This is a genomic window from Pseudomonas sp. MRSN 12121 (assembly GCF_000931465.1).
Lineage (GTDB): Bacteria > Pseudomonadota > Gammaproteobacteria > Pseudomonadales > Pseudomonadaceae > Aquipseudomonas.
This window is the reverse complement of record NZ_CP010892.1, coordinates 5,504,063-5,524,087: the sequence shown is the minus strand read 5'-3', so window position 1 is coordinate 5,524,087 and position 20,025 is coordinate 5,504,063. Positions and strand designations below refer to the sequence as shown.

The 20,025-nt window shown below is 66.2% G+C and carries 17 protein-coding genes; 4 read left to right on the top strand and 13 right to left on the bottom strand.

Features of this window, described 5'->3' with window-relative positions; all coding sequences use genetic code 11:
* Nucleotides 1-10: 10 nt before the first annotated feature.
* The gene (gene metR / locus TO66_RS25035; RefSeq protein WP_044466155.1) at nucleotides 11-928 is read right to left on the bottom strand and encodes a transcriptional regulator MetR; all 918 of its coding nucleotides are present in this window, start codon (nucleotides 926-928) and stop codon (nucleotides 11-13) included.
* 108 nt (nucleotides 929-1,036) lie between these two features.
* Here metR and metE point away from each other — a divergent pair, with 108 nt between their 5' ends.
* Nucleotides 1,037-3,349 (top strand): 5-methyltetrahydropteroyltriglutamate--homocysteine S-methyltransferase, encoded by a 2,313-nt coding sequence (metE, locus tag TO66_RS25030; RefSeq protein ID WP_044464792.1) that lies wholly within the window; start codon nucleotides 1,037-1,039, stop codon nucleotides 3,347-3,349.
* A gap of 246 nt (nucleotides 3,350-3,595) precedes the next feature.
* Nucleotides 3,596-4,630, top strand: a complete 1,035-nt coding sequence (locus TO66_RS25025) for an alpha/beta fold hydrolase (protein ID WP_044464791.1) — start codon at nucleotides 3,596-3,598, stop codon at nucleotides 4,628-4,630.
* A gap of 143 nt (nucleotides 4,631-4,773) precedes the next feature.
* On the opposite strand, the gene TO66_RS25020 is transcribed toward TO66_RS25025, so the two are convergent.
* From TO66_RS25020 to TO66_RS24995, 6 genes are read right to left on the bottom strand one after another with little or no spacing between them, the layout of a single operon-like run.
* Nucleotides 4,774-6,171 carry a sigma-54 dependent transcriptional regulator gene (locus TO66_RS25020; protein ID WP_044464790.1) on the bottom strand — a complete coding sequence of 466 codons (1,398 nt, stop codon included), beginning with the start codon at nucleotides 6,169-6,171 and terminating at the stop codon, nucleotides 4,774-4,776.
* Nucleotides 6,168-7,958 (bottom strand): HAMP domain-containing sensor histidine kinase, encoded by a 1,791-nt coding sequence (locus TO66_RS25015; protein WP_044464789.1) that lies wholly within the window; start codon nucleotides 7,956-7,958, stop codon nucleotides 6,168-6,170. Before TO66_RS25015 ends, TO66_RS25020 begins: the two co-directional genes overlap by 4 nt.
* Entirely contained in the window at nucleotides 7,955-9,082 is a 1,128-nt protein-coding gene (locus TO66_RS25010) for a GNAT family N-acetyltransferase (protein WP_044464788.1), read from the bottom strand. Before TO66_RS25010 ends, TO66_RS25015 begins: the two co-directional genes overlap by 4 nt.
* Nucleotides 9,083-9,096: 14 nt before the next feature.
* Nucleotides 9,097-9,963, bottom strand: a complete 867-nt coding sequence (locus TO66_RS25005) for a carboxylesterase (protein WP_044464787.1) — start codon at nucleotides 9,961-9,963, stop codon at nucleotides 9,097-9,099.
* Nucleotides 9,960-11,354 (bottom strand): aspartate aminotransferase family protein, encoded by a 1,395-nt coding sequence (locus tag TO66_RS25000; protein WP_044464786.1) that lies wholly within the window; start codon nucleotides 11,352-11,354, stop codon nucleotides 9,960-9,962. The genes TO66_RS25005 and TO66_RS25000 overlap by 4 nt, the downstream gene beginning before the upstream one ends.
* A complete protein-coding gene (locus tag TO66_RS24995) occupies nucleotides 11,347-12,066 on the bottom strand; it encodes an MtnX-like HAD-IB family phosphatase (RefSeq protein ID WP_044464785.1) in 720 nt (239 codons plus the stop codon). The genes TO66_RS25000 and TO66_RS24995 overlap by 8 nt, the downstream gene beginning before the upstream one ends.
* A gap of 230 nt (nucleotides 12,067-12,296) precedes the next feature.
* Between TO66_RS24995 and TO66_RS24990 the strand changes: the two genes are divergently transcribed.
* Nucleotides 12,297-13,079, top strand: a complete 783-nt coding sequence (locus TO66_RS24990; protein ID WP_044464784.1) for a MipA/OmpV family protein — start codon at nucleotides 12,297-12,299, stop codon at nucleotides 13,077-13,079.
* Nucleotides 13,080-13,379: 300 nt separating this feature from the next.
* Nucleotides 13,380-14,246 (top strand): fatty acid desaturase, encoded by an 867-nt coding sequence (locus TO66_RS24985; RefSeq protein WP_044464783.1) that lies wholly within the window; start codon nucleotides 13,380-13,382, stop codon nucleotides 14,244-14,246.
* A 196-nt stretch (nucleotides 14,247-14,442) separates the two neighbouring features.
* Here TO66_RS24985 and TO66_RS24980 read toward each other — a convergent pair whose 3' ends face one another.
* The 6 genes from TO66_RS24980 to TO66_RS24955 all read right to left on the bottom strand — a co-directional run bounded on the left by TO66_RS24980 (nucleotide 14,443) and on the right by TO66_RS24955 (nucleotide 19,979).
* Nucleotides 14,443-14,841: an EamA family transporter gene (locus TO66_RS24980; protein WP_044464782.1), complete on the bottom strand. Its 399-nt coding sequence runs from the start codon at nucleotides 14,839-14,841 to the stop codon at nucleotides 14,443-14,445.
* 31 nt (nucleotides 14,842-14,872) lie between these two features.
* On the bottom strand, nucleotides 14,873-15,247 hold the full coding sequence (locus TO66_RS24975) for a transporter (protein ID WP_044464781.1): 375 nt from the start codon (nucleotides 15,245-15,247) through the stop codon (nucleotides 14,873-14,875).
* Nucleotides 15,244-16,164: an arginase gene (locus tag TO66_RS24970; protein ID WP_044464780.1), complete on the bottom strand. Its 921-nt coding sequence runs from the start codon at nucleotides 16,162-16,164 to the stop codon at nucleotides 15,244-15,246. The genes TO66_RS24975 and TO66_RS24970 overlap by 4 nt, the downstream gene beginning before the upstream one ends.
* A gap of 231 nt (nucleotides 16,165-16,395) precedes the next feature.
* Nucleotides 16,396-16,725 carry a GlpM family protein gene (locus tag TO66_RS24965; RefSeq protein WP_171820102.1) on the bottom strand — a complete coding sequence of 110 codons (330 nt, stop codon included), beginning with the start codon at nucleotides 16,723-16,725 and terminating at the stop codon, nucleotides 16,396-16,398.
* A 30-nt stretch (nucleotides 16,726-16,755) separates the two neighbouring features.
* The gene (locus TO66_RS24960) at nucleotides 16,756-18,081 is read right to left on the bottom strand and encodes a sigma-54 dependent transcriptional regulator (protein ID WP_044464778.1); all 1,326 of its coding nucleotides are present in this window, start codon (nucleotides 18,079-18,081) and stop codon (nucleotides 16,756-16,758) included.
* Nucleotides 18,078-19,979 carry a sensor histidine kinase gene (locus TO66_RS24955; protein WP_044464777.1) on the bottom strand — a complete coding sequence of 634 codons (1,902 nt, stop codon included), beginning with the start codon at nucleotides 19,977-19,979 and terminating at the stop codon, nucleotides 18,078-18,080. Before TO66_RS24955 ends, TO66_RS24960 begins: the two co-directional genes overlap by 4 nt.
* Between the last annotated feature and the right edge of the window lie 46 nt (nucleotides 19,980-20,025).

The window sequence follows — 20,025 nt, the reverse complement described above, 5'->3', positions numbered from 1 at the left end:
CTCCTGCCTTTCAACGCACCGCGCTGACCCCGTCCAGGGTCGAGAACGAGGTGTCCTTGGCCGTCAGCAGGAAATCGCGCATATAGGGCGCATCCAGCATGTCGGCGCGGATCGCCGCGTACAGCGTGGCGAACAGGCCCTTTTCCCCCAGGCGCTTGGCCTTCACGTAACCCCGCGAGCTGTACTCGTGCAGCGCCCAGTGGGGCATGCCGCACACCCCGCGGCCGCTGGCCACCAGTTGCATCATCATCACCGTCAGCTCCGAGGTACGCACCTGGGCCGGCTCGATGTCGGCCGGTTCCAGGAAGCGGGTGAAGATATCCAGGCGGTCGCGCTCCACCGGATAGGTGATCAGGGTTTCGCTGAGCAGGTCTTCCGGGACGATATAAGGCTTGCTCGCCAGGCGATGCTGGTTGGCCACCGCGAGCATGGCTTCGTAGGTGAACAGCGGCACGTAGGTGATGCCCGCCAGCTCCAGCGGGTCGGAGGTCACCACCAGGTCCAGGTCGCCCCGGGCCAGGGCCGGCAGCGGGGCGAAGGAAAACCCCGAGGCCAGGTCCAGCTCGACTTCCGGCCAGGCATCGCGGAACTGGTCGATGGTCGGCATCAGCCACTGGAAGCAGCTGTGGCATTCGATGGCCATGTGCAGGCGACCCGCGGTACCGCCGGCCAACCGGGCGATGTCCCGCTCGGCGGCGCGCAGCAGGGGCAGGGTGGCGTCCGCCAGTTGCAGCAGGCGCAGGCCGGCGCTGGTGAAGCGCACGGGCTTGGTCTTGCGCACGAACAGCGGCATGCCCATGCGCTCTTCCAGCTCCTTGAACTGGTGGGACAGGGCGGACTGGGTCAGGTGCAGGCGTTCGGCGGCTTCGACCAGGCTGTCGGCTTCGCGCAGGGCGTGCAGGGTCTTCAGGTGACGGATTTCGAGCACCGGGGTCTCCATGAGGAAATTTTGTGATCAACACGAAAAGGTTGAGTTTGTCTCATGTTGTCCTGGCTGTCGACAATGGCGCCATCTTTTACAGGGAGGAACCCACTCATGGCCTTGGCCCACACTCTTGGTTTTCCGCGCATCGGCGCCGACCGCGAACTGAAAAAAGCCCTGGAAGCCTACTGGAAGGGCGACCTCGACCAGGCGGCGCTGGAACAGGCCGGGCGACAGTTGCGGGCCCGGCACTGGCAAGTGCAGAAGGACGCCGGCATCGACCTGCTGCCGGTGGGCGACTTCGCCTGGTACGACCAGGTTCTGACCCACTCGCTGACCTTTGGCGTGATCCCCGAGCGCTTCGCCAGCCGGCGCGATGCCCAGGGCCGGCCGACCCTCGACACCCTGTTCGCCATGGCCCGCGGCGCCTCGGCCGCCTGCTGCGGCGGCGAGCACGGCAAGACCCAGTACGCCCAGGAACTGACCAAGTGGTTCGACACCAACTACCACTACCTGGTCCCGGAATTCAGCGCCGACCAGTCGTTCGCGCTGAGCTGGGAGCAGCTGTTCGATGAGGTCGACGAGGCTCACGCCCTGGGCCACCGGGTCAAGCCGGTGCTCATCGGCCCGCTGACCTACCTGTGGCTGGGCAAGGCCAAGGGCAAGGATTTCGACAAGCTCGAACTGCTGGAGCGCCTGCTGCCGGTCTATGGCGAGATCCTCAACCGGCTCAAGGCCCAGGGCGTGGAGTGGGTGCAGATCGACGAGCCGATCCTGACCCTCGACCTGCCGCAGGCCTGGAAGAGCGCCTTCGAGCGGGCTTACCACATCCTCCAGTATTCGCCGCTGAAAAAGCTGGTGGCCACCTACTTTAGCGGCCTGCAGGACAACCTCGGGCTGGCCGTCGGCCTGCCGGTGGACGGCCTGCATATCGACGCCGTGCGGGCGCCGGAGCAACTGACCCAGGTGCTCGACCGCCTGCCGACCTACAAGATTCTCTCCGTGGGCCTGGTCAACGGCCGCAACGTCTGGCGCTGTGAGCTGGAGCAGGCGCTGCGGCAGCTGCAAGCCGCCCAGGAGCGTTTTGGCGACAACCTGTGGGTCGGCAGTTCCTGCTCCCTGCTGCACAGCCCGGTGGACCTGGCCCGGGAAGACCAGCTGGATGCCGAGTTGAAAAGCTGGCTGGCCTTCGCCGTGCAGAAATGCGGCGAGATTTCGGTGCTGCGCGATGCCCTGAACGATCCGCAGGCCCCGGCCGTGCAAGCGGCCCTGGCCGAAAGCCGCGAGGTGCAGGCCAGCCGCGCGCGGTCGCCACGGATCCACAAGGCCGAGGTCCAGGCGCGGCTCAAGGCGGTCGGCGCGGCGGACAGCCAGCGCCAGTCGCCGTTCGCCCAGCGCATAGCCCTGCAGCATGCGCGCCTGAAGCTGCCGGCCTTTCCGACCACCACCATCGGTTCGTTCCCGCAGACCGCGTCGATCCGCCTGGCCCGCCAGGCGTTCAAGCAGGGCAAGCTGTCGAACAACGATTACAACGACGCCATGCGCTGTGAAATCCGCCATGCGGTGCAGGTCCAGGAACGCCTGGGGCTGGACGTGCTGGTACACGGCGAGGCCGAGCGCAACGACATGGTCGAGTACTTCGCCGAGCAACTGGACGGCTACCTGTTCACCCGCTTCGGCTGGGTGCAGAGCTACGGTTCGCGGTGCGTGAAACCGGCGGTGATCTACGGCGACCTGAGCCGCCCGCATGCCATGACCGTGGACTGGATCACCTATGCCCAGAGCCTCACCGACAAGGTCATGAAAGGCATGCTCACTGGACCTGTGACCATGCTGATGTGGTCTTTCCCCCGCGAGGACGTGCCGCGCGAAGTGCAGGCCCGGCAACTGGCGCTGGCCTTGCGCGACGAGGTGGTGGACCTGGAGCGGGCCGGGATCAGGATCGTGCAGATCGACGAGGCGGCATTCCGCGAAGGCCTGCCGCTGCGCCGGGCGGACTGGCAGGCGTACCTGGACTGGGCGGTGCACGCCTTCCGCCTGACGGCCAGCGGGGTGCGCGATGAAACCCAGATCCATACCCACATGTGCTACAGCGAGTTCAACGACGTGATCGAGGCCATCGCGGCGATGGACGCCGACGTGATCACCATCGAGACCTCGCGTTCGGACATGGAGCTACTGGAGGCTTTCGAGGCCTTCGCCTACCCGAACGACATCGGCCCGGGGGTCTACGACATCCACTCGCCGCGGGTGCCGGACACCGCCGAAATGGTCAAGCTGATGAGCAAGGCGGTCCGGCGCATCCCCGCCCGGCGCCTGTGGGTCAACCCGGACTGCGGCCTGAAGACCCGCGCCTGGCCGGAAACCGAAGCGGCTCTGGTCAACATGGTCGCCGCCGCCCGCCAGCTGCGCAGCCAGCTGGCCTGAGCCCGGCAACCCCCAACCTTTGTAGGAGCGCAGCTTGCGCGCAATGCTCGCCAACGATAACGCGGTGCTTCTGTATAGCCGCGGTGTCTGTGGGTTCATCGCGCGTACGCTGCGCTCCTTCAAAAGTCACGTCGAAAACGACCATTTGGCAATCTTCATCAAACTGTCACGCAACTGTGGCAGCGCGCTCGCTCAAAGTTCATCAGACTCGCGCTCTACTGGGGTTCTGCGTTTTGGTGTTTTTCCATGTGGGCACGTTTTTTTTCCATCACCGTTTTCCTGGCCGCACTCATGTGCGGCTTGCCGTCTCTGGCGGCGTCACGCTGCGATGTCAACGTACCGACCCAACGGGTCGAGCTGGAGCAGGTCAGCCTGGCCTACCAGAGCATCGGCCGCGCCTCCGATCCGGCCCTGCTGCTGGTGATGGGCCTGGGCGGGCAGTTGATCCACTGGCCCGACGAAGTGGTCGTCGCCCTGTGCCAGCAGGGCTTTCGGGTGATCCGCTACGACAATCGCGACGTCGGCCTGTCGACCTGGCGCCAGGCGCCGGCCAGCGCCAACCTGACGTTCGAGGTGCTGCGCTACAAGCTCGGCCTGCCGGTGGCCGCGCCCTATAGCCTGACCGACATGGCCGACGATGCCCTGGGCCTGATGAATGCCCTGCAGGTCGAGCAGTTCCATGTGCTCGGCGCGAGCATGGGCGGCATGATCGCCCAGCACCTGGCGGCCATGGCGCCGCAACGGGTCGAGAGCCTCACGCTGATCATGACCAGCTCCGGGGCCGAAGGCCTGCCGGCGCCCAACGCCGCGCTGGTGCAGCTGTTGTCGCGGCGCAGCGCGCCGAATCGCGAAGTGGCGCTGGAGCAGCAGGCCGACCTGCTGGCCGCGCTGGGCAGCCCGCAGGTCACCGACGATCGCCAGGCGCTGTTGCACCAGGCGGCGGTGGCCTATGACCGGGCCTTCAATCCGGAAGGGGTGAAGCGGCAGATCATGGCGATCCTCGCCGAGCCGAGCCGTGTGGCCCTGCTCAACCAGTTGCGGGTGCCGACCCTGGTGGTGCACGGCACCGCCGATCCGTTGTTGCCGGTGATGCATGGCGTGCACCTGGCGGCGCATATCCAGGGCAGCCAGCTGAAGCTGATCCCCGGCCTGGCCCATCGCTTCCAGGAAGCCTTCAAGGCGCCACTGCTGGCGGCGGTGCTGCCCTACCTGCAACGCCACCGCGAAGACACTTCGCATTGGGCACAGATCGATCCGCAGCGCGCGCCGAACCTGCTCTGACCCTGTCTCCTGCAAGCCTGTGGCGGGCCCGGTTTCTACGGGGCTGTGGTGGGCTTGGCTTTTGTAGGAGCCAGGCTTGCCCGCGATGAAGGCTACGCGGTGTGTCTGAAATAGCCCCCCCGCGAGCACCAGGCCCTGGCGGGTCAGCGCACGATCTTGTCGACCTGGATCCCGAGCTTTTTCAGGCGGTACCAGAAGCTGCGTTCGGAAATGCCGATCAGTTGCGCGGCGGCGGCCTGTACGCCGTTGCTCTGTTGCAGGGCGGCGAGGATGTAGGCTTTTTCCACTTCGGCCAGGGCCGCGTCCAGGTCGCCGGGCACCTCGAGGCTGTCGCCCGGCAGGGCGCGGGTGCCGGTGTCGGCGGCGTGTCCGCTGAACAGGTAACCCGGCAGGTCGCCCTCCTCGATGACCGACCCCGCGGCGACGATGGTCGCCCGCTCCACGCAGTTCTGCAGTTCGCGGATGTTTCCCGGCCACGCGTATTGGGCCATGGCCTGCAAGGCCTGCGGGCTGAAGCCGGTGATGCGCTTGCCGGCGGTGGCGCCCAGGGTGTGGGCAAAATGCCGGGCCAGCGGCGCGATGTCCTCGACCCGTTCGCGCAGGGCGGGCAGGGGGATCGGAAAGACGTTCAGGCGGTAGTACAGGTCTTCGCGAAATTCCTTGTTGGCCACCGCTTCCAACAGGTTCTTGTTGGTGGCGGCGATCACCCGCACATCGACCTTGCGTTCGCGCGGGTCGCCCACCGGCTCGATCACCCGCTCCTGCAGGGCGCGCAGGATCTTGGCCTGCAGGGCCAGCGGCATGTCGCCGACCTCGTCGAGAAACAGCGTGCCCTTGTCCGCCTGCTGGAAGCGCCCGATCCGGTCCGCCACGGCGCCGGTGAAGGCGCCCTTGCGGTGGCCGAACATCTCGCTCTCCAGCAGGCCTTCGGGAATCGCCGCGCAATTGACCGCGACAAAGGGCTTGTTGGCGCGGTTGCCGTGCAGGTGGATGGCCCGGGCGACCATTTCCTTGCCGGTGCCGCTTTCGCCGGTCAGCAGGATGGTGGCGTTGCTTTCGCGCACCGAGTCCACCGCCTGCAGCACTGTGCGGAAGGCCGGGCTGTCGCCGACCAGGCTGTCGATCTGCCGCTGCTCGTCGAGCTCGGCGCGCATGCGCTGGTTGTCCTTGAGGATGTCGCGAAACTGCAGGGCCTTGCTGACGGTGATGTCCAGCTCGTCGATGTCGAAGGGCTTGGCGATGTAGTCGTAGGCGCCGTTGCGCATCGACTGCACGGCGTTTTTCACTGTGCTGTAGGCGGTCATGACGATCACCGGGACCTGCGGGTAGCGCTGCTTGATCTCGGCCAGCAGTTGCGGGCCGTCCATGCCGGGCATGCGCCAGTCGCTGATCACCAGGTCGATCTCTTCCTGCTCCAGCACCTTGAGCGCATGCAGGCCATTGCCGGCGGTGAACACCTGGATGCCATCCTGGCTCAGCGCCGAGGCCAGCAGGTCGCAGAGTTTGGGCTCGTCGTCGACCACCAGCAGGTTATGCGTCATGGCTGTGCCTTTTGCTCGTCTTCGTCTTCATCGTCTTCGTCATCCTCGCCCTTGGCCGGAATGTACAGGCTGAAGGTGGCGCCGGCATCTATTTCGCTGCTGCATTCGATGTGCCCGTCGTGGTTTTCCATGATCGAGAACACCTTGGCCAGGCCCAGCCCGGTGCCCGAGGCCTTGGTGGTGACGAAGGGGGTGAAGATGCGTTCGAGCATGTCCGGCTCGATGCCCTGGCCGGTGTCGCTGACGCGCAGGATGGTGTGCTCGGCGTCCTGGGCGATGCCCAGGGTCAGGCGGCCGCCCACCGGCATCGCGTCGATGGCGTTGAGGATCAGGTTCAGGCAGGCCTGCTTGAGCTGGCGCGAATCGGCGTAGAGGGTTGCGCCCGGCGCCTGGTCGTCGATCTGCGCATCGATCTTGTGGCTGGCCAGTTCCGGCTCGCAGAAGCCGATCAGTTCCTCCACCAGCGGCCGCGCCGCCAGGGTCGCGCGGATCGGTGCGCTGGGCTTGGCGAAGTCGAGGAAGTCGGTGATCAGGTCGTTGATCCGGCTGACTTCGCTGATCACGTATTCCAGGTGGCGCTTGTCGCCCTCGGGCAGGTTCGCCCGACGGTGCAACAATTGCGTGGCGGTCTTGATGATGCCCAGCGGATTGCGGATCTCGTGGGCCAGGCCCATGGCCACCTCGCCCAGGGCGTGCAGGCGGTCGCGCCGGCGCAACTGAGCTTCCAGGTGCTGCAATTCGCCCAGGCGTTCGCTCATGTGGTTGAAGGTGCTGCTCAGTTCCGCCAGCTCGTCGCTGCCGATCACCGGCACCCGCTGCCGGTAGTCCCCGGCGGTCACCGCCCGGACCCCCTTGGAGAGGCCGCGCAGCGGCAGGGTCAGGCGTTGCGAGACCAGCCAGCCGACGGCCAGCGAGGCGGCGGAGCTGAGCAGGAAGATCAGGATGAACAGGTTGCTCTGGTTGACCAGCCCCATCAGGCTGCTGTGGCGCAGCAGGCCGCTGAAAATCACCCCCACCAGGTCGCCGCTGTCGTTGAAGATCGGCCGGTACAGCCCGCTGTAGCGGCTGGTGAATTGCTCCGTGGGCTGGCGGGTGTCGCGCAGGATGCTTTCGATTTTCTCCGGCACCTGGCTCGGGTGGTCCTCGAAGCGCTGGGTGGCGAAGATCTCCGCGAAGTCGTTGGCCTTGGCCAGGTACAGGCGCAGGTCGAGGGAATGCACGTCGGCCACGCTGGTGAGAAAGCTGGCGTCCAGGTAGGTGGCGATCAGCAGCTGATAGTCGATGCCGTCGAGGCTGGTCTGGAAGGTCGAGACCACCGCGCCGGTGGCCACACCGCCGATTTGCAGGGTTTGCAGCACGGCGTTGGGGGCCAGGCTGATCTGCCCGACGATATCGTCGGCGGCGGTGCTGAACACCACCTGGTGGTCGCGCTTGCGGATCAGCGCCACCACGTCGATGCCCATGGAGTCGGCGATGTCGGCGGTCAGCTTGTCGTGCCGGGCCGCGGCGCGGTCGGTGGGCGGCCGGGCATAGCGCAGGAACAGCTGGGCGATACGGGCGTTGTCGCGCAGGGTCTCGGTGATTTCGTCCTCGACGATCTTGGTCGATTCCTGCAGCCAGACCCGCACGTTGCTGTCGAAGATCTGCGACAGGGTGGTGGCCGCCAGTTCCGCGGCGATCATGGTGGGAATCACGCTGACCATCCAGAACGCCAGGACCAGCTTGCGCTGCAGGCTCCAGCGGGAGATGGCGAAGGGGCGGGGAGCGCGTCGGTCTTTTCTGGTCATGAACTTTCGCTTAGTGCAGCGGCCATGGCGGGGTCGGAGCGATCCGGCCGGAGAACATGTTTCAACCCTTTGAGCAGGGTGTCGAGCAGCGGATTGCGATGCTGGAAGAACAGGCTGTTGCCAGTGAAGCGGCACCCCAGGCGCAGCTTGCTGGCATAGCCGGCCTGCCCGCATTCGTACAGCGCGATCCGCTGCTCGATACAGTAGTCGACATTGGCCATCCAGCTGCGCAGATACAGGTTGTGCTCACGGCTGGCCTCCAGGTCATGGGCAAAGAATTTGTCGATCAGCCGGTGCTCGTCGAGCAGCACCAGGTTGAAGGCCACCAGTTGCTCGCCGACCCAGTACAGCACACAGGCGGCACGCTCCGGCAACTGCTGGAGGATACCGGTGAAGTAGCTGGCGGGTAAGCGTTCGAATTGCAGGTCGCTGCGTTGCAGCGTGGCTTCGTACAGGCGGCTGATGTCGGGCAGGACGTCGTCGACGTTGTGCCGCCATTCGATCCGCGGCCCGGGTCCGCGCAACGTGCGGCGCAGGCCCTTGCGCGTGGATTTGCCCAGCGTGCCCAGGTAGGCGTCGAGCGAGGCGAAGGGGATCGGCAGCAGGGCGCTGGGCAGGCTGGGCATGCTGTGCAGGCCGAACGTCCGGCAGCTGGCGGTCCACTGCCGGTCGTGGCTGGCGGCGTCCTTGACCGCCAGCAGGCCGATGCCCTGGGCGTCGGCATCGCGCCGGGCCAGGTGCAGCAACTGCTCCAGCAGGGCCTGGCGGCGAACGGCGGGGATATGGCTGGCGGTGCCGGCATGGCACTGTTCGGCCACCGGCGAGCCCAGGGCGTACAGGCGCAGTTGCAGCAGCCCGGGCCACCAGCGTTGCAGGCGCTCGGTCAGGCGTTTGGCCGGTCCTGAAACCGTGGTGTCCAGGCGGTAGTACGTGGTGAAGGCCGGGGCGACCGCCACCAGCCGCGCATCCTCGAACACCGCCAGGTAGCGCCAGCTGAAGTCCTCGATGCCGGCGTCCTCGACCGCCCGGTAATAATCCCAATCTTCCAGCGCCCCGGGAAAACAGTCGTTCCAGGCGCTGCGGTCGATGGCCCGGATGCTCGAAAAGGCTTGGCTGGTGATCACGTCCGGTCCTTGAGTCAGGCGAGTTGCAGCTGGTTGCCGTATACCGCGGGCTGTGGGGCTGTCTGGCGTTCGATGAAGTCCACGCTCAACTCCACCACCCGGCGGTACTGCAGGTCGACGGTGATCATGTGGTAGCAGTTGTCGAGCAGCACCTTGACCACCGGGCCGCCGAGCTTGCGTTCGACGTAGTCGGCGTTCCAGCGGCTGGTGATGTCGTCCTCGATGGAGTGCAGCACCAGCGCCGGGGTGGTGATCGACGGCATGCGTTTCTTCACCACCGCGTTCATCCGGTGCAACTCGCGCACGGTCACCCCTTCCATGGTCAGCAGGCCGGCACTGCTGCTTTCGCCGGCCTTCATCTGCCGCTCGACCACCGCCCGCAGGCGCGGGTTCTTGATGCCGTACGGCGGCTTCTCCTCGAAGCTGCAGATGTGCACGCCGAACGGGATCTTCATCAGCAACGGCGTGAGGAACGCCAGCTTGTTGATGCTCCAGCCGTCGTACTTGAGCGTGGTCGAGTACATCAGCAGGCCGCTGACCTGGCCCGGGTGCTCCGAGGCCAGGTACATGGACATCACGGCCCCCATGGACAGGCCGCCGACGAACACCTGGCGGTGCCGGCGACGGATGCCGGCGAACGTCCGGCGCACGCCCTCGTACCAGTCTTGCCAGCCGGTGGCCTGCAGGTCGGCGTTGTTGCCGCAATGCCCGGCCAGGGTCGGCACGTAGACCGTGCACCCCGCCGCGGCGAGGCCGGTGGCCACCCGCCGCAACTCGGTCGGGGTGCCGGTGAGGCCGTGGATCAGCAACACCGCGACCTGGCCGTCGCCGAGGACGAAGCCGGCATCGCCTTCGCCCAGATCGATCTCGGCCGCACTCATCGCTTCATGGCCCGGTCCAACAGGCGGTCGAGCAGGGCGATGCCAAGGTCGATCTCCGCGTAGCTGATTTCCAGCGACGGGGCCAGGGTGATGACGTTCTTGTAGTAGCCGCCCACATCGAGGATCAGCCCCAGGCGCCGGCCGTCGATCTCGATGTCGCCCTTCATGCCTTCCTCGACCATGTAGTCCAGGGTCGCCTTGTCCGGGGTGAAGCCGTCGGGGGCGCAGATCTCGCAGCGCAGGGCCAGGCCCAGGCCGTCGACGTCGCCGATGATCGGGTAGCGTTTCTGCAGGTCCTGCAAGCCGGACAGGAAGTACTTGCCCTTCTCCATGACCATCGCGCCGTAGTCGATCTCGCTGGTCATCTTGAACATCTCCAGGCCCACCGCGGTGCCCAGCGGGTTGGAGGCGAAGGTGGAGTGGGTCGAGCCTGGCGGGAACACCTTGGGGTTGATCAGCTCTTCGCGGGCCCAGATGCCGCCCAGCGGGTTGAGGCCGTTAGTCAGGGCCTTGCCGAAGACGATCACGTCGGGTTTGACGTCGAAGTGCTCGATCGACCACAGCTTGCCGGTGCGGTAGAAGCCCATCTGGATTTCGTCGACCACCATCAGGATGCCGTGCTGGTCGAGCACATGCTTGAGCTCGCTGTAGAAGTTCATCGGCGGGATCACGTAGCCGCCGGTGCCCTGGATCGGCTCGACGTAGAACGCCGCGTATTCGCTGGCGCCGACCTTCGGGTCCCACACGCCGTTGTACTCGGTCTCGAACAGCCGGGCGAACTGCTGCACGCAGTGGCTGCCGTACTCTTCCTTGGTCATGCCCTTGGGGCCGCGGAAGTGGTAGGGGAACGGGATGAACTGCGCGCGCTCGCCGAAGTGGCCGTAGCGGCGACGGTAGCGGTAGCTGGAGGTGATCGACGAGGCGCCCAGGGTACGGCCGTGGTAGCCGCCCTCGAAGGCGAACATCAGGCTCTTGCCGTGGCTGGCGTTGCGTACCACTTTCAGCGAGTCCTCGATGGACTGCGAGCCGCCGACGTTGAAGTGCACGCGGCCGTCGAGGCCGAACTTCTTCTTGGCGTCGACCGCGATCATTTCCGAGAGCTCGATCTTGCCCTTGTGCAGGTACTGGCTGGCGATCTGCGGCAGGGTGTCGATCTGCTGTTTCAGGGCGTTGTTCAGGCGCGGGTTGGCGTAGCCGAAGTTCACCGCCGAGTACCACATCTGCAGGTCGAGGTAGGCCTGGTCTTCGGTGTCCCAGACGTAGGAGCCTTCGCAGCGGCTGAAGATCCGTGGCGGTTCGATGTAGTGGACGGTGTCGCCGTAGGAGCAGTACTTGGCTTCTTTTTCCAGCAGTACCTGGTCTTCCGGGGTAGCGATACGAATGTCAGACATGGTGAAAGAGTTCCTGGGTGTGTACGGAATGTTCGGAGGTGGCGTCGGCGGCGAACACGCCGGCGTTGGCCGCGTCGTTAGGCAGAAGGGCCAGCAGGGCCGGCAGTTCGGCGAAGGAATCGAAGGCCGCGTGGGCGATGCCGTGGCGCTGGCAGTATTCGGCCAGGCGGCCCTTGGCGAAGACGAAGTCGGCGCTGGCGGCCACGCACATGTCGGACTGGCCGTCGCCGATCACCAGCACCCGCTTGCCCTTGGGCGTGGACTTGCACTTGCAGTTGCCCGAGGCGGCGCGGCAGGCGTCGCTGGCGTATGGGAAGTCGATGCGCCAGCTGTTCTGGTCGACCTGGCGCAGGCGGTTGGCGAGGATCGGCAGCAGGCTCACGTAGTGGCGCGCGAGGATCCGCGCGATGCCTTGCTCGATGCCGTCGCTGACCACTTCCAGGGACGCGCCCAGGCCGATCACGTGGTCGACGAAGTCGGGGAAGTCCGGATCGATCTCGACGCTGTCGAAGTAGGCCAGCAGTTCGGCCGGCGAAGCCTTGACCAGCGCCAGCTGGCGGCTGAGGCATTCCCGGGAGCCGATATGGCCGTCCAGCCATTGCTGCTCGATGTCTTCCCAGCTCGGGTCGGCGAAGCGTTGAAGGACGTTATCGATCACGTCGGTGCGGGAGATGGTCCCGTCGAAGTCACACACGATATGCCAGTGCATCATCTGCAGTTACCTGTTGTAGAGGAGCGCACCTTGCGCATGCCAGGCACTGGAGCAGGGACTGTGCCAAGTAGCGCGAGCCCAGGCGGGCCGGGCCCTGGGTGAAAAAATCAGGCAGGCGCGGGGGGCTGGAGCTACAAATTTTGTAGCTCGCTACAAACAACATCAGTGCTTGCGCGAAAGGGCCGGGCTGGTGATTGATGCGCGCATCGCCATTCCAGGAAACCCGCGCCATGTTCAGCTTCACACGCTCCGCCCTGCTTGCCGTCCTGCTGATCCAGGGGGTTGCCTGCGGGGCTTTCGCCGAGGACGCAGGCCAGGATGGATTGAGCGGCGCGCTGGGCCTGGGCATCGGTTACCAGCCCCATGATCCCAGCGGCAGCCGGCATGACACCGTGCCCTTGCCCTATGTCGACCTGGAGTGGGGCGATGTCAGCCTCGACACCGACGACGGCCTGACCTGGGACGCCTTCAAGGCCAAGGGTTTCAGCGCCGGGCCCTATATCAACTACCTGCCGGGGCGTAATGCCAATGGCTCGCTGCGTGGCCTGCGGGACGTGCCGAACATGGCCGACGTCGGCGGTTATATCCAGTACGCGCCGGACGATTTCTGGCGCCTGTTCGCCTCCATCGGCAGCGCGGTGGCCGCGGGCGAGGGCCAGGGCGGGCTGCTGGGCAAGGTCGGCGGCGAGATCGGCTATCCGCTGGGCCTGGGCATCATCGGCAGCAATAACCTCACCGCGCATTTCGCCGACGCCCGGCAGACCCGGACCTTTTTCGGCATCAGCGACGAGGAAGCCCAGGCCACGGGCATCGGCGCCTACCGCGCCGGCGGCGGCTTGCAGAACCTGACCCTGACCCAGAACCTGCAGGTGCCGCTGGGGGACAACTGGTCGTGGATGACCAGCGCCAGCTGGATCCGCCTGACCGGTTCGGCGGCCGACAGCACCCTGGTGCGCGAGCGCGGCGAGGTCAACCAGGGCCAGGTGCAGACCGCCCTCAGCTACCACTTCTGAGGCCTCCAGGCCCGCGATCGCGGGCAAGTCGGATCGCCGCCAGCTCGTTCCTACAGGAAAGCGCGGCAACTGTGGCATGCACGGCCTCTGTAGGAGCGAGGCTTGCCCGCGATCCGGCCGCCGCGGAGCACCTGAAACTCCGCGTCATCGTTCATCGCGAGCAAGCTTCGCTCCTACAGGAACGCGGGGCAGCTCGGGCATGCGAGGCTTGCCTGAAACCCCACGTCAGCAAGCGCCTTGGCTGACTTGGTCCACCCTTTGCACTGACCGCCATGAACCCACTTTTCCAGGAAGTTCTTCATGGCTCGTCCCGTTTATCGCCTGCTCGCCCATTCGCTGTGGGACCTTGTCCCGATTGTCCTGGGCGTCGCGCATCTGGCGTTTGTCCTGTGGCTGGTACTGGCCTTCCACAGCCTGTCGTGGTGGGTGATCCTGCCGGCGGCGGTGCTGTATGCGATCAGTCTGTCGTGGAGCATCAACAGCATTTCCCATAACCAGATCCACAACGCCTATTTCAGCCTGCCGTGGATGAACCGCGGCTTCGACCTGCTGCTGTCGGTGACCATCGGTTTTTCCCAGACCCTGTACCGCGACATCCACAACCGCCATCACCGCGGCAACTCGGACCGGCCCACGCCGGACGGCACCACGGTCGATCCGCTGTCGATCTACCTGCATGGCCGCGACGGCCAGCCGGACAATGTCTGGGCCTATACCTTCCTGAGTTTTTTCCGCGACGACCCCAAGGCCATCTACCAGGAAATGCAACGCAAGCGCCCGGCGGACGCGCGCTGGGTCAAGGTGGAAATCGGCGTGACGCTGCTGGGCTACGCGGCGCTGGCGCTCTACGACTGGCACGCGGTGCTGGTGCTGCTGCCGTTCTGGTACCTGGGGCAGTGCCTGTCCTCGCTCAACGGCTACTACGAGCACCTGGGGGGCAACCCGGACCTGCCGATCGCCTGGGGCGTAAGCAGCTACAGCCCGCTCTACAACCTGCTCTGGATGAACAACGGCTACCACGCCGAACACCACTACCGGCCGAAGATGCACTGGACGCGGGTCAAGGCCTTCCACCGCGAGATCCACGCGCAGCAGCGGGCGGCGGGGGTCAAGGTGATCCCGCTGGCCCATGGCTTGGGCTTCTTGCTGAAACACCCGCAACGCTGACGCCGCGTACCTGTAGCCGCTGCCGAGCCTAGGCGAGGCTGCGATCGACCGCGCAGCGGTCGCCAAGCCAGGTCACACCAACCTTCAGGCATAGCGCGTCGCCAGGTTGGCAGGGCTGCATCGGAATGCCGCCCACCCGATCGCAGCCTCGCCGGGGCTCGGCAGCGGCTACAGGGCATTAGGCGACCTCTCTGTCCTAGGCTTCCTCGCCCTCGGCCAGCAGGGCGATGCCGCCGATGATCACGAACACCCCCACCCAGTGCAGCAGGCTGATCTGTTCGCCCAGGCCCAGCCAGGAGCCGAGCAGGACCACCACGAACACCAGCGAGCTGAGGGGGAAGGCCAGGGACAGGCTGCTGCGCCGCAGGATCAGCATCCACACGAAAAAGGCGCCGATGTAGCAGGCGATCGCCAGCAGCACGCCCGGGTTGACCGCCACGGCAGCCAGCCATTGCAGGTTGAAATCCATCTGGCCCAATTGATCGCCGCCCACCTTGGTGGCGATCTGGCCGGCGCTTTCGAAGCCGATCAGCAAGGCCCAGAGCACCAGCGTGCCGAAGCGCCCGTGAAGCCAGTCATGAGTCTGTGCAGTCATGCCAAATATCCTTGTGAATCGTCGAGAGAGGTCAGGTGCTGGCGACGTACACCAGCATCACGCCGAGGGTGATCACCAGGGTGCCCATCCAGCGCCGCCGGCTGACGTGTTCGCCGAGGATCACCTTGCCGGCCAGCACCACGCCGCAATAGCCCAGGGCCGCCGCCGGGAACAGCAGGCTCAGCGGCGCGCGCGACAGGGCTTCGAGCCAGACGAAGAACTCGACCACGTAGGCGCCGATGCCACACCACAGCAGCGGGGCGTTGAACACCTGGCCCCAGAAGGCATTCAGGCGGAAACCGCCTTCCAGCTCCGGCAGGCGGTCCAGGCCGAGTTTGAAACAGAGCTGGCCGACGACATCCAGGAGGATGGAAAAGGCCACCAGCAAGACAACGGTCAGGGTCACGGGAACAGCTCCTCGAACAGCGCCATCAGGGCTTCGTTGGTGGTCGCGTTGCGCAGCAGGTCGGCCTCGCTCCAGCGCGCCGCCGGTGGCTGGTCGGAGCGCGCTTCCCAACGCTTGAAGGCGTTGCTGAAGGCGGGCGCGGCGAACTCGCCGCAGACGTCGATGCCGAGGATGCGCTTGGCCGCCGCCAGGCTGCGCAGGGCTTGCAGCAGGTGGGCCAGGCGCATGCCGCCCTGGTCCCAGTTGGTGGCCGCATCGGCGCTGGCCAGCACGTCCTTGTCGATGGTGATCCAGATCGCCCGGGTGGGCAGGCTGTCGATCAGTTGTTCGAGAAACGCGGTCCAGTCGAGCCCGGCCAGGTTGCGCCAGTGCAGCTGGTTTTCCTGCTGCCGGTGCCCGGCGCCGTCGCCGATCCGGCCCCAGACCTTGGACGGCTCGTGTTGCCAGGGAAACAACTGCAGCCTGCCCTGGCGCAGCGCGCCAAGGTTGCCGCCGCGCAGCTGCGGGTTGTGCAGGTCGTCGCTGCACGGCCCGAGGGTGACGATGCGCTGGATATGTGGCAACCGCAGCGCCCGGTTGACCCACGAACCGCAGTGCCGGCGGGGCGCGAAGCGCACCCAGTCGGGATGGTTGTCGAAATGGATCAGGCTCACCGGTTCTTGCAGGCCGGCGAGGAAGGCCGGGGTCAGGTGGTGATAGTCGCCGGAGCCGACAAAGAAGATTTCCGGTTGCGGGCCGCTGTGGACGGGCCGCTGGCCGAGGCGTTCGGTGAAGCGGCGATAGGTGCGTTCGGTGGACCAGAGGCGCAATTGCGGGCCGAGGTCCAGCAGGTCCAGGCGCCGCGCCAGGCCGCTGCGCAAGCGGCGTTGGACAGGCTCCTGGGCGGTCAGGCTGTGGTCGAGATCGAGAATGTTCAAAACAGGCTTTACCCTTGGCAGCGCCCCTCGAAAAAGCCGGCGTCACGGGTCGCAAACGCAGGCAGAGCGGGCTTTCCCGGGTAAATGCAAGGGCCGGGCCAGGGCGCCGGACGCCTGTAGCCGCTGCCGAGCCCGCGAGGCTGCGATCGCCCCCGCAGGGGGCGCAGAGGTCTTGAGATCGCCGAAAGCCTTATCGCCCGAACGCGGCCCGGCTAAAGGCGCAGGGGGCCGTCAGGCGTGGACGCGGACCCAGACGCTGACCAGCACGGTGGCGGCCATCAGCCAGGCCACCGCGGCTACCGCCAGGGAGGCTTCCAGGCGCAAGCGGTCGACCAGCACATAGAGGGTCGCCAGGTACACGAAGTAGGGAATGATCGACCACATGCCGAAGACGATGGTGGTCTTCAGGTCGTCGATCGAGCGGCCCTTGCCGACGATGTAGTGGGCGATCAGGGCGAAGGTCGGGAACAGCGGCACCAGGCCGGCGATGTAGTAGTTGCGGGTCTTGGCCAGGGCGGCGAGGATCACCACCACGGCGGCGCCCAGGCAGGCTTTCAGCAATAAGTCCACGGTACTTCTCGCAGAGGTTGGTTAGTGGCTCAGGCCGTATTTCTTGACCTTGTCGAACAGCGTGGTCTTGGCCATGCCCAGCTCCTGGCTGGCCTGGGTCAGGTTGCCGCCGCTGCGCTGCAGGGCGTCGCTGAGCAGGTTGCGCTCGAAGGCCTCGACCGCCTCGGCGAACCCCAGGCCCTGGGCGGCATTGCCCGCGGCCTTCTTGAACGCCGGCAAGCCCAGGGCAAAACGTTCGGCGACGTTACGCAACTCGCGCACGTTGCCCGGCCAGTCGTGGCTCATCAGGTTCGACAGGGTCTGGTTGTCCAGCTCCGGCGCGGCGCGGTCGAAACGCAGCGACGACTGCTGCAGGAAGTGCTCGAACAACTGCAGGATGTCCTCGCGCCGTTCGCGCAGCGGTGGCAGCTCCAGGGTCACCACGTTCAGGCGGTAGTACAGGTCGCTGCGGAACTGGTTGGCGCGCCCCAGCTCGTCGAGGTCGGACTTGGTCGCGGCGATCACCCGGCAGTCCACCGCCACGCTCTGGTTCGAGCCCAGGCGTTCCAGGGTGCGCTCCTGCAACACCCGCAGCAGCTTGATCTGCAGGTTCATCGGCATGCTTTCCACTTCGTCGAGGAACAGCGTGCCTTCGTGGGCGTGCTCGATCTTGCCGATGCGGCGCTTGCCGGCGCCGGTGAAGGCGTTGGCCTCGTGGCCGAAGATCTCGCTTTCGAACAGGTTCTCCGGCAGGCCGCCGCAGTTCAGGGCGACGAACTGATGGGTGTGGCGGCGGCTGAAATCGTGCAGGCAGCGGGCGACCAGTTCCTTGCCAGTGCCGGTCTCGCCTTCGATCAGCACGTTGGCCGAGGTATCGGCGACGTTGGCGATCAGTTCCCGCAGGTGCTGCATGGCGGGCGAGCGGCCGATGATCCGGCCTTCGAGGGAATCGCGTTCGGCCAGCTGGCGACGCAGCGACGACACTTCCCGGGCCAGCCCGCGCTGCTCCAGGGCGCGCCGGGCGACGTCCACCAGGCGCTCGGGGGAGAAGGGTTTTTCCATGAAGTCATAGGCGCCTTTCTGCATCGCGCCGACCGCCATGGAGATGTCGCCATGGCCGGTGATCAGCACCACCGGCAGGCTGCGATCGCGGGCCTTGAGGCGGGTCAGCAGTTCCAGGCCGTCGATGCCCGGCAGGCGAATGTCGCTGATGACGATGCCGGCGAAGTTGTCGCCGACCCGCTCCAGGGCTTCCTCGGCGCTGCCCACGCCGACGCAGGGAATGTCTTCCAGGGCCAGGGCCTGCTGGCAGCCGAGCAGGACATGGGGATCGTCTTCGACGATCAGGACGGTAAGGTCGTTGTTCATAGCGGCTCGGCTTGTGTGGGGCTGACCAGGGGCAGGCTGAGGACGAAGACGGTGCCGCCGTCGGCCGGATCCTCGACGCCCAGGTTGCCGCCCGTGGCGGCGGCCAGGCTGGCGGACAGGGTCAGGCCCAGGCCCAGGCCCTGTTCGCCGGGTTTGGTGGTGAAGAAGGGTTCGAACAGATGCTTGCGCGCTTCGGCGTCGATGCCGTGGCCGTTGTCGCGCACCCGCAGGCGGTATTTGTCCTCGCTGCTTGCGCCTTCCAGCCACAGCTGCGGCCGTGGCTGGGCCTGCATGGCGTCCAGGGCGTTGCCGATCAGGTTGACCAGGATCTGCTCCAGGCGGGTCTGGTCGATCTGCAACTGCACGTCGTCGAAGTCGCGGTGCAGCTGCAACGGCAGGTTTTCCAGGCGCGCATTGAGCACCTGCAAGGCCGCGTCCACCGCCTTGCCGAGGCTCGCCTGGCCCTGGTCTTCGCCGCGCCGGGCAAAGGAGCGCAGGCTGGCGGTGATGCGGCCCATGCGGTCGATCAGTTCATTTATGGTCTTGAGGTTGGCGCTGGCGGTGTCCAGGGCGCCGCGCTCGAGAAAGCGCACGGTGTTGCCGGACAGGGTGCGCAGCGCGGCCAGCGGCTGGTTCAGTTCATGGGCGATGCTGGTGGACATCTGGCCGATGGCGGCCAGCTTGCCGGCCTGGACCAGTTCGTCCTGGGCACGGCGCAGGGTTTCCTCGGCCTGGCGGCGTTCGCGGATCTGGCTCTTGAGCCGCTCGTTGCTGGCGCGCAGGTCGGTGGTGCGCTCGGCGATCCGCCGTTCGAGCTGGCTGTTGGCTTCTTGCAGGGCCTCGCGGGCGGCGAGGCGGGTGGCCAGGACCTTGCGCCGTTCGTTCCAGGCGATCAGCAGGAAGGCCACCAGCGCGAAGGCCACGGCCACCAGGATGCCCTGGTTGATGGCTTCGCGGCGCAGGTCCTTGAGCGGGGTCAGCAGGGTGAAGTTCCAGGGCGTGTCGCTCAGGGGCCGGGTCTGGGACAGGTAGCTGATCTCCTTGTCGTCGGACACCAGCTCGGTGTTGGCCGGGAAGGTCAGCTTCTCCACGCCTTCGGCCAGGCGTTCGCGGGCCAGGGGTTCCAGCTCGTTGAGGGTGAACCAGTAGTACTGCAGGCTGCGGGCCAGGCGTTCCTTGGTGTCGTCGCTCAGCGGGCGTACCGACCTCAGGCGCCGGGCCGGGTCGCTGGAAAGGATGATGATGCCGTTCTCGTCGCTGACGAAGGCTTCCAGGCGGGCGCGCTGCCAGCGTTCTTCCAGGGCTTCCAGGCGCACCTTGACCACGGCCACGCCGATGATCTTGCCCTGTTCTTCCAGGCCGTGGGCCAGGTAGTAGCCGGGTTCGCCGTTGGTGCTGCCGATGCCGTAGAAGCGCCCGGGCTGGCCGCGCACGGCATTCTGGAAATAGGCACGGAACGACAGGTCTTCACCGAGATAGCTGTCGACGTCGCGCCAGTTGCTGGTGGCCAGCACGCGGCCGGTGGTGTCCATCACATAAATGGCCCGGCTGCGGCTGCGCCGGTTCAGGCCTTCGAGGTAATCGTTGACGGTCTGCCGGTGCTCCGGCGTCGGGTCGTTGAGCAGCAGCGAAACGCTGGATTCGAGTTCCAGCAGGCTGGGCAGGTAGGTGTATTTGCTGATCTCGCTTTCGACGGCGCGAGCGTGCAGTTCCAGCTGGCGTTCGCCGTTCTCGCTGAGGCTGCGGATACCGTAGTGTTCACTGACCCAGAAGCCGACATAACCCAGGCCGATCATCAGCAGGATGACCAGTGGCGGCAGGAACAGGTGGCGGATCAGGCGGGGTTTCACGGCAAGTGATGGCGGCGCTGCGCGATAGAGATTGGGGTCGCATTTCATCACAGATGCCTTGGGTCAACCACTGCACGATGGCTGTAGCCGCTGC

Excerpts from the sequence above, each read along its gene's own strand:
- TO66_RS25015 (WP_044464789.1), bottom strand. The coding sequence starts at position 7,958 with ATGACCAGAAAAGACCGACGCGCTCCCCGCCCCTTCGCCATCTCCCGC.
- TO66_RS24955 (WP_044464777.1), bottom strand. The coding sequence starts at position 19,979 with ATGAAATGCGACCCCAATCTCTATCGCGCAGCGCCGCCATCACTTGCC.
- TO66_RS24960 (WP_044464778.1), bottom strand. The coding sequence starts at position 18,081 with ATGAACAACGACCTTACCGTCCTGATCGTCGAAGACGATCCCCATGTC.
- metE (WP_044464792.1), top strand. The coding sequence starts at position 1,037 with ATGGCCTTGGCCCACACTCTTGGTTTTCCGCGCATCGGCGCCGACCGC.
- TO66_RS25005 (WP_044464787.1), bottom strand. The coding sequence starts at position 9,963 with ATGAGTGCGGCCGAGATCGATCTGGGCGAAGGCGATGCCGGCTTCGTC.
- TO66_RS24995 (WP_044464785.1), bottom strand. The coding sequence starts at position 12,066 with ATGATGCACTGGCATATCGTGTGTGACTTCGACGGGACCATCTCCCGC.
- TO66_RS24990 (WP_044464784.1), top strand. The coding sequence starts at position 12,297 with ATGTTCAGCTTCACACGCTCCGCCCTGCTTGCCGTCCTGCTGATCCAG.
- TO66_RS24980 (WP_044464782.1), bottom strand. The coding sequence starts at position 14,841 with ATGACTGCACAGACTCATGACTGGCTTCACGGGCGCTTCGGCACGCTG.
- TO66_RS25020 (WP_044464790.1), bottom strand. The coding sequence starts at position 6,171 with ATGACGCATAACCTGCTGGTGGTCGACGACGAGCCCAAACTCTGCGAC.
- TO66_RS25000 (WP_044464786.1), bottom strand. The coding sequence starts at position 11,354 with ATGTCTGACATTCGTATCGCTACCCCGGAAGACCAGGTACTGCTGGAA.
- TO66_RS24985 (WP_044464783.1), top strand. The coding sequence starts at position 13,380 with ATGGCTCGTCCCGTTTATCGCCTGCTCGCCCATTCGCTGTGGGACCTT.
- TO66_RS25025 (WP_044464791.1), top strand. The coding sequence starts at position 3,596 with ATGTGGGCACGTTTTTTTTCCATCACCGTTTTCCTGGCCGCACTCATG.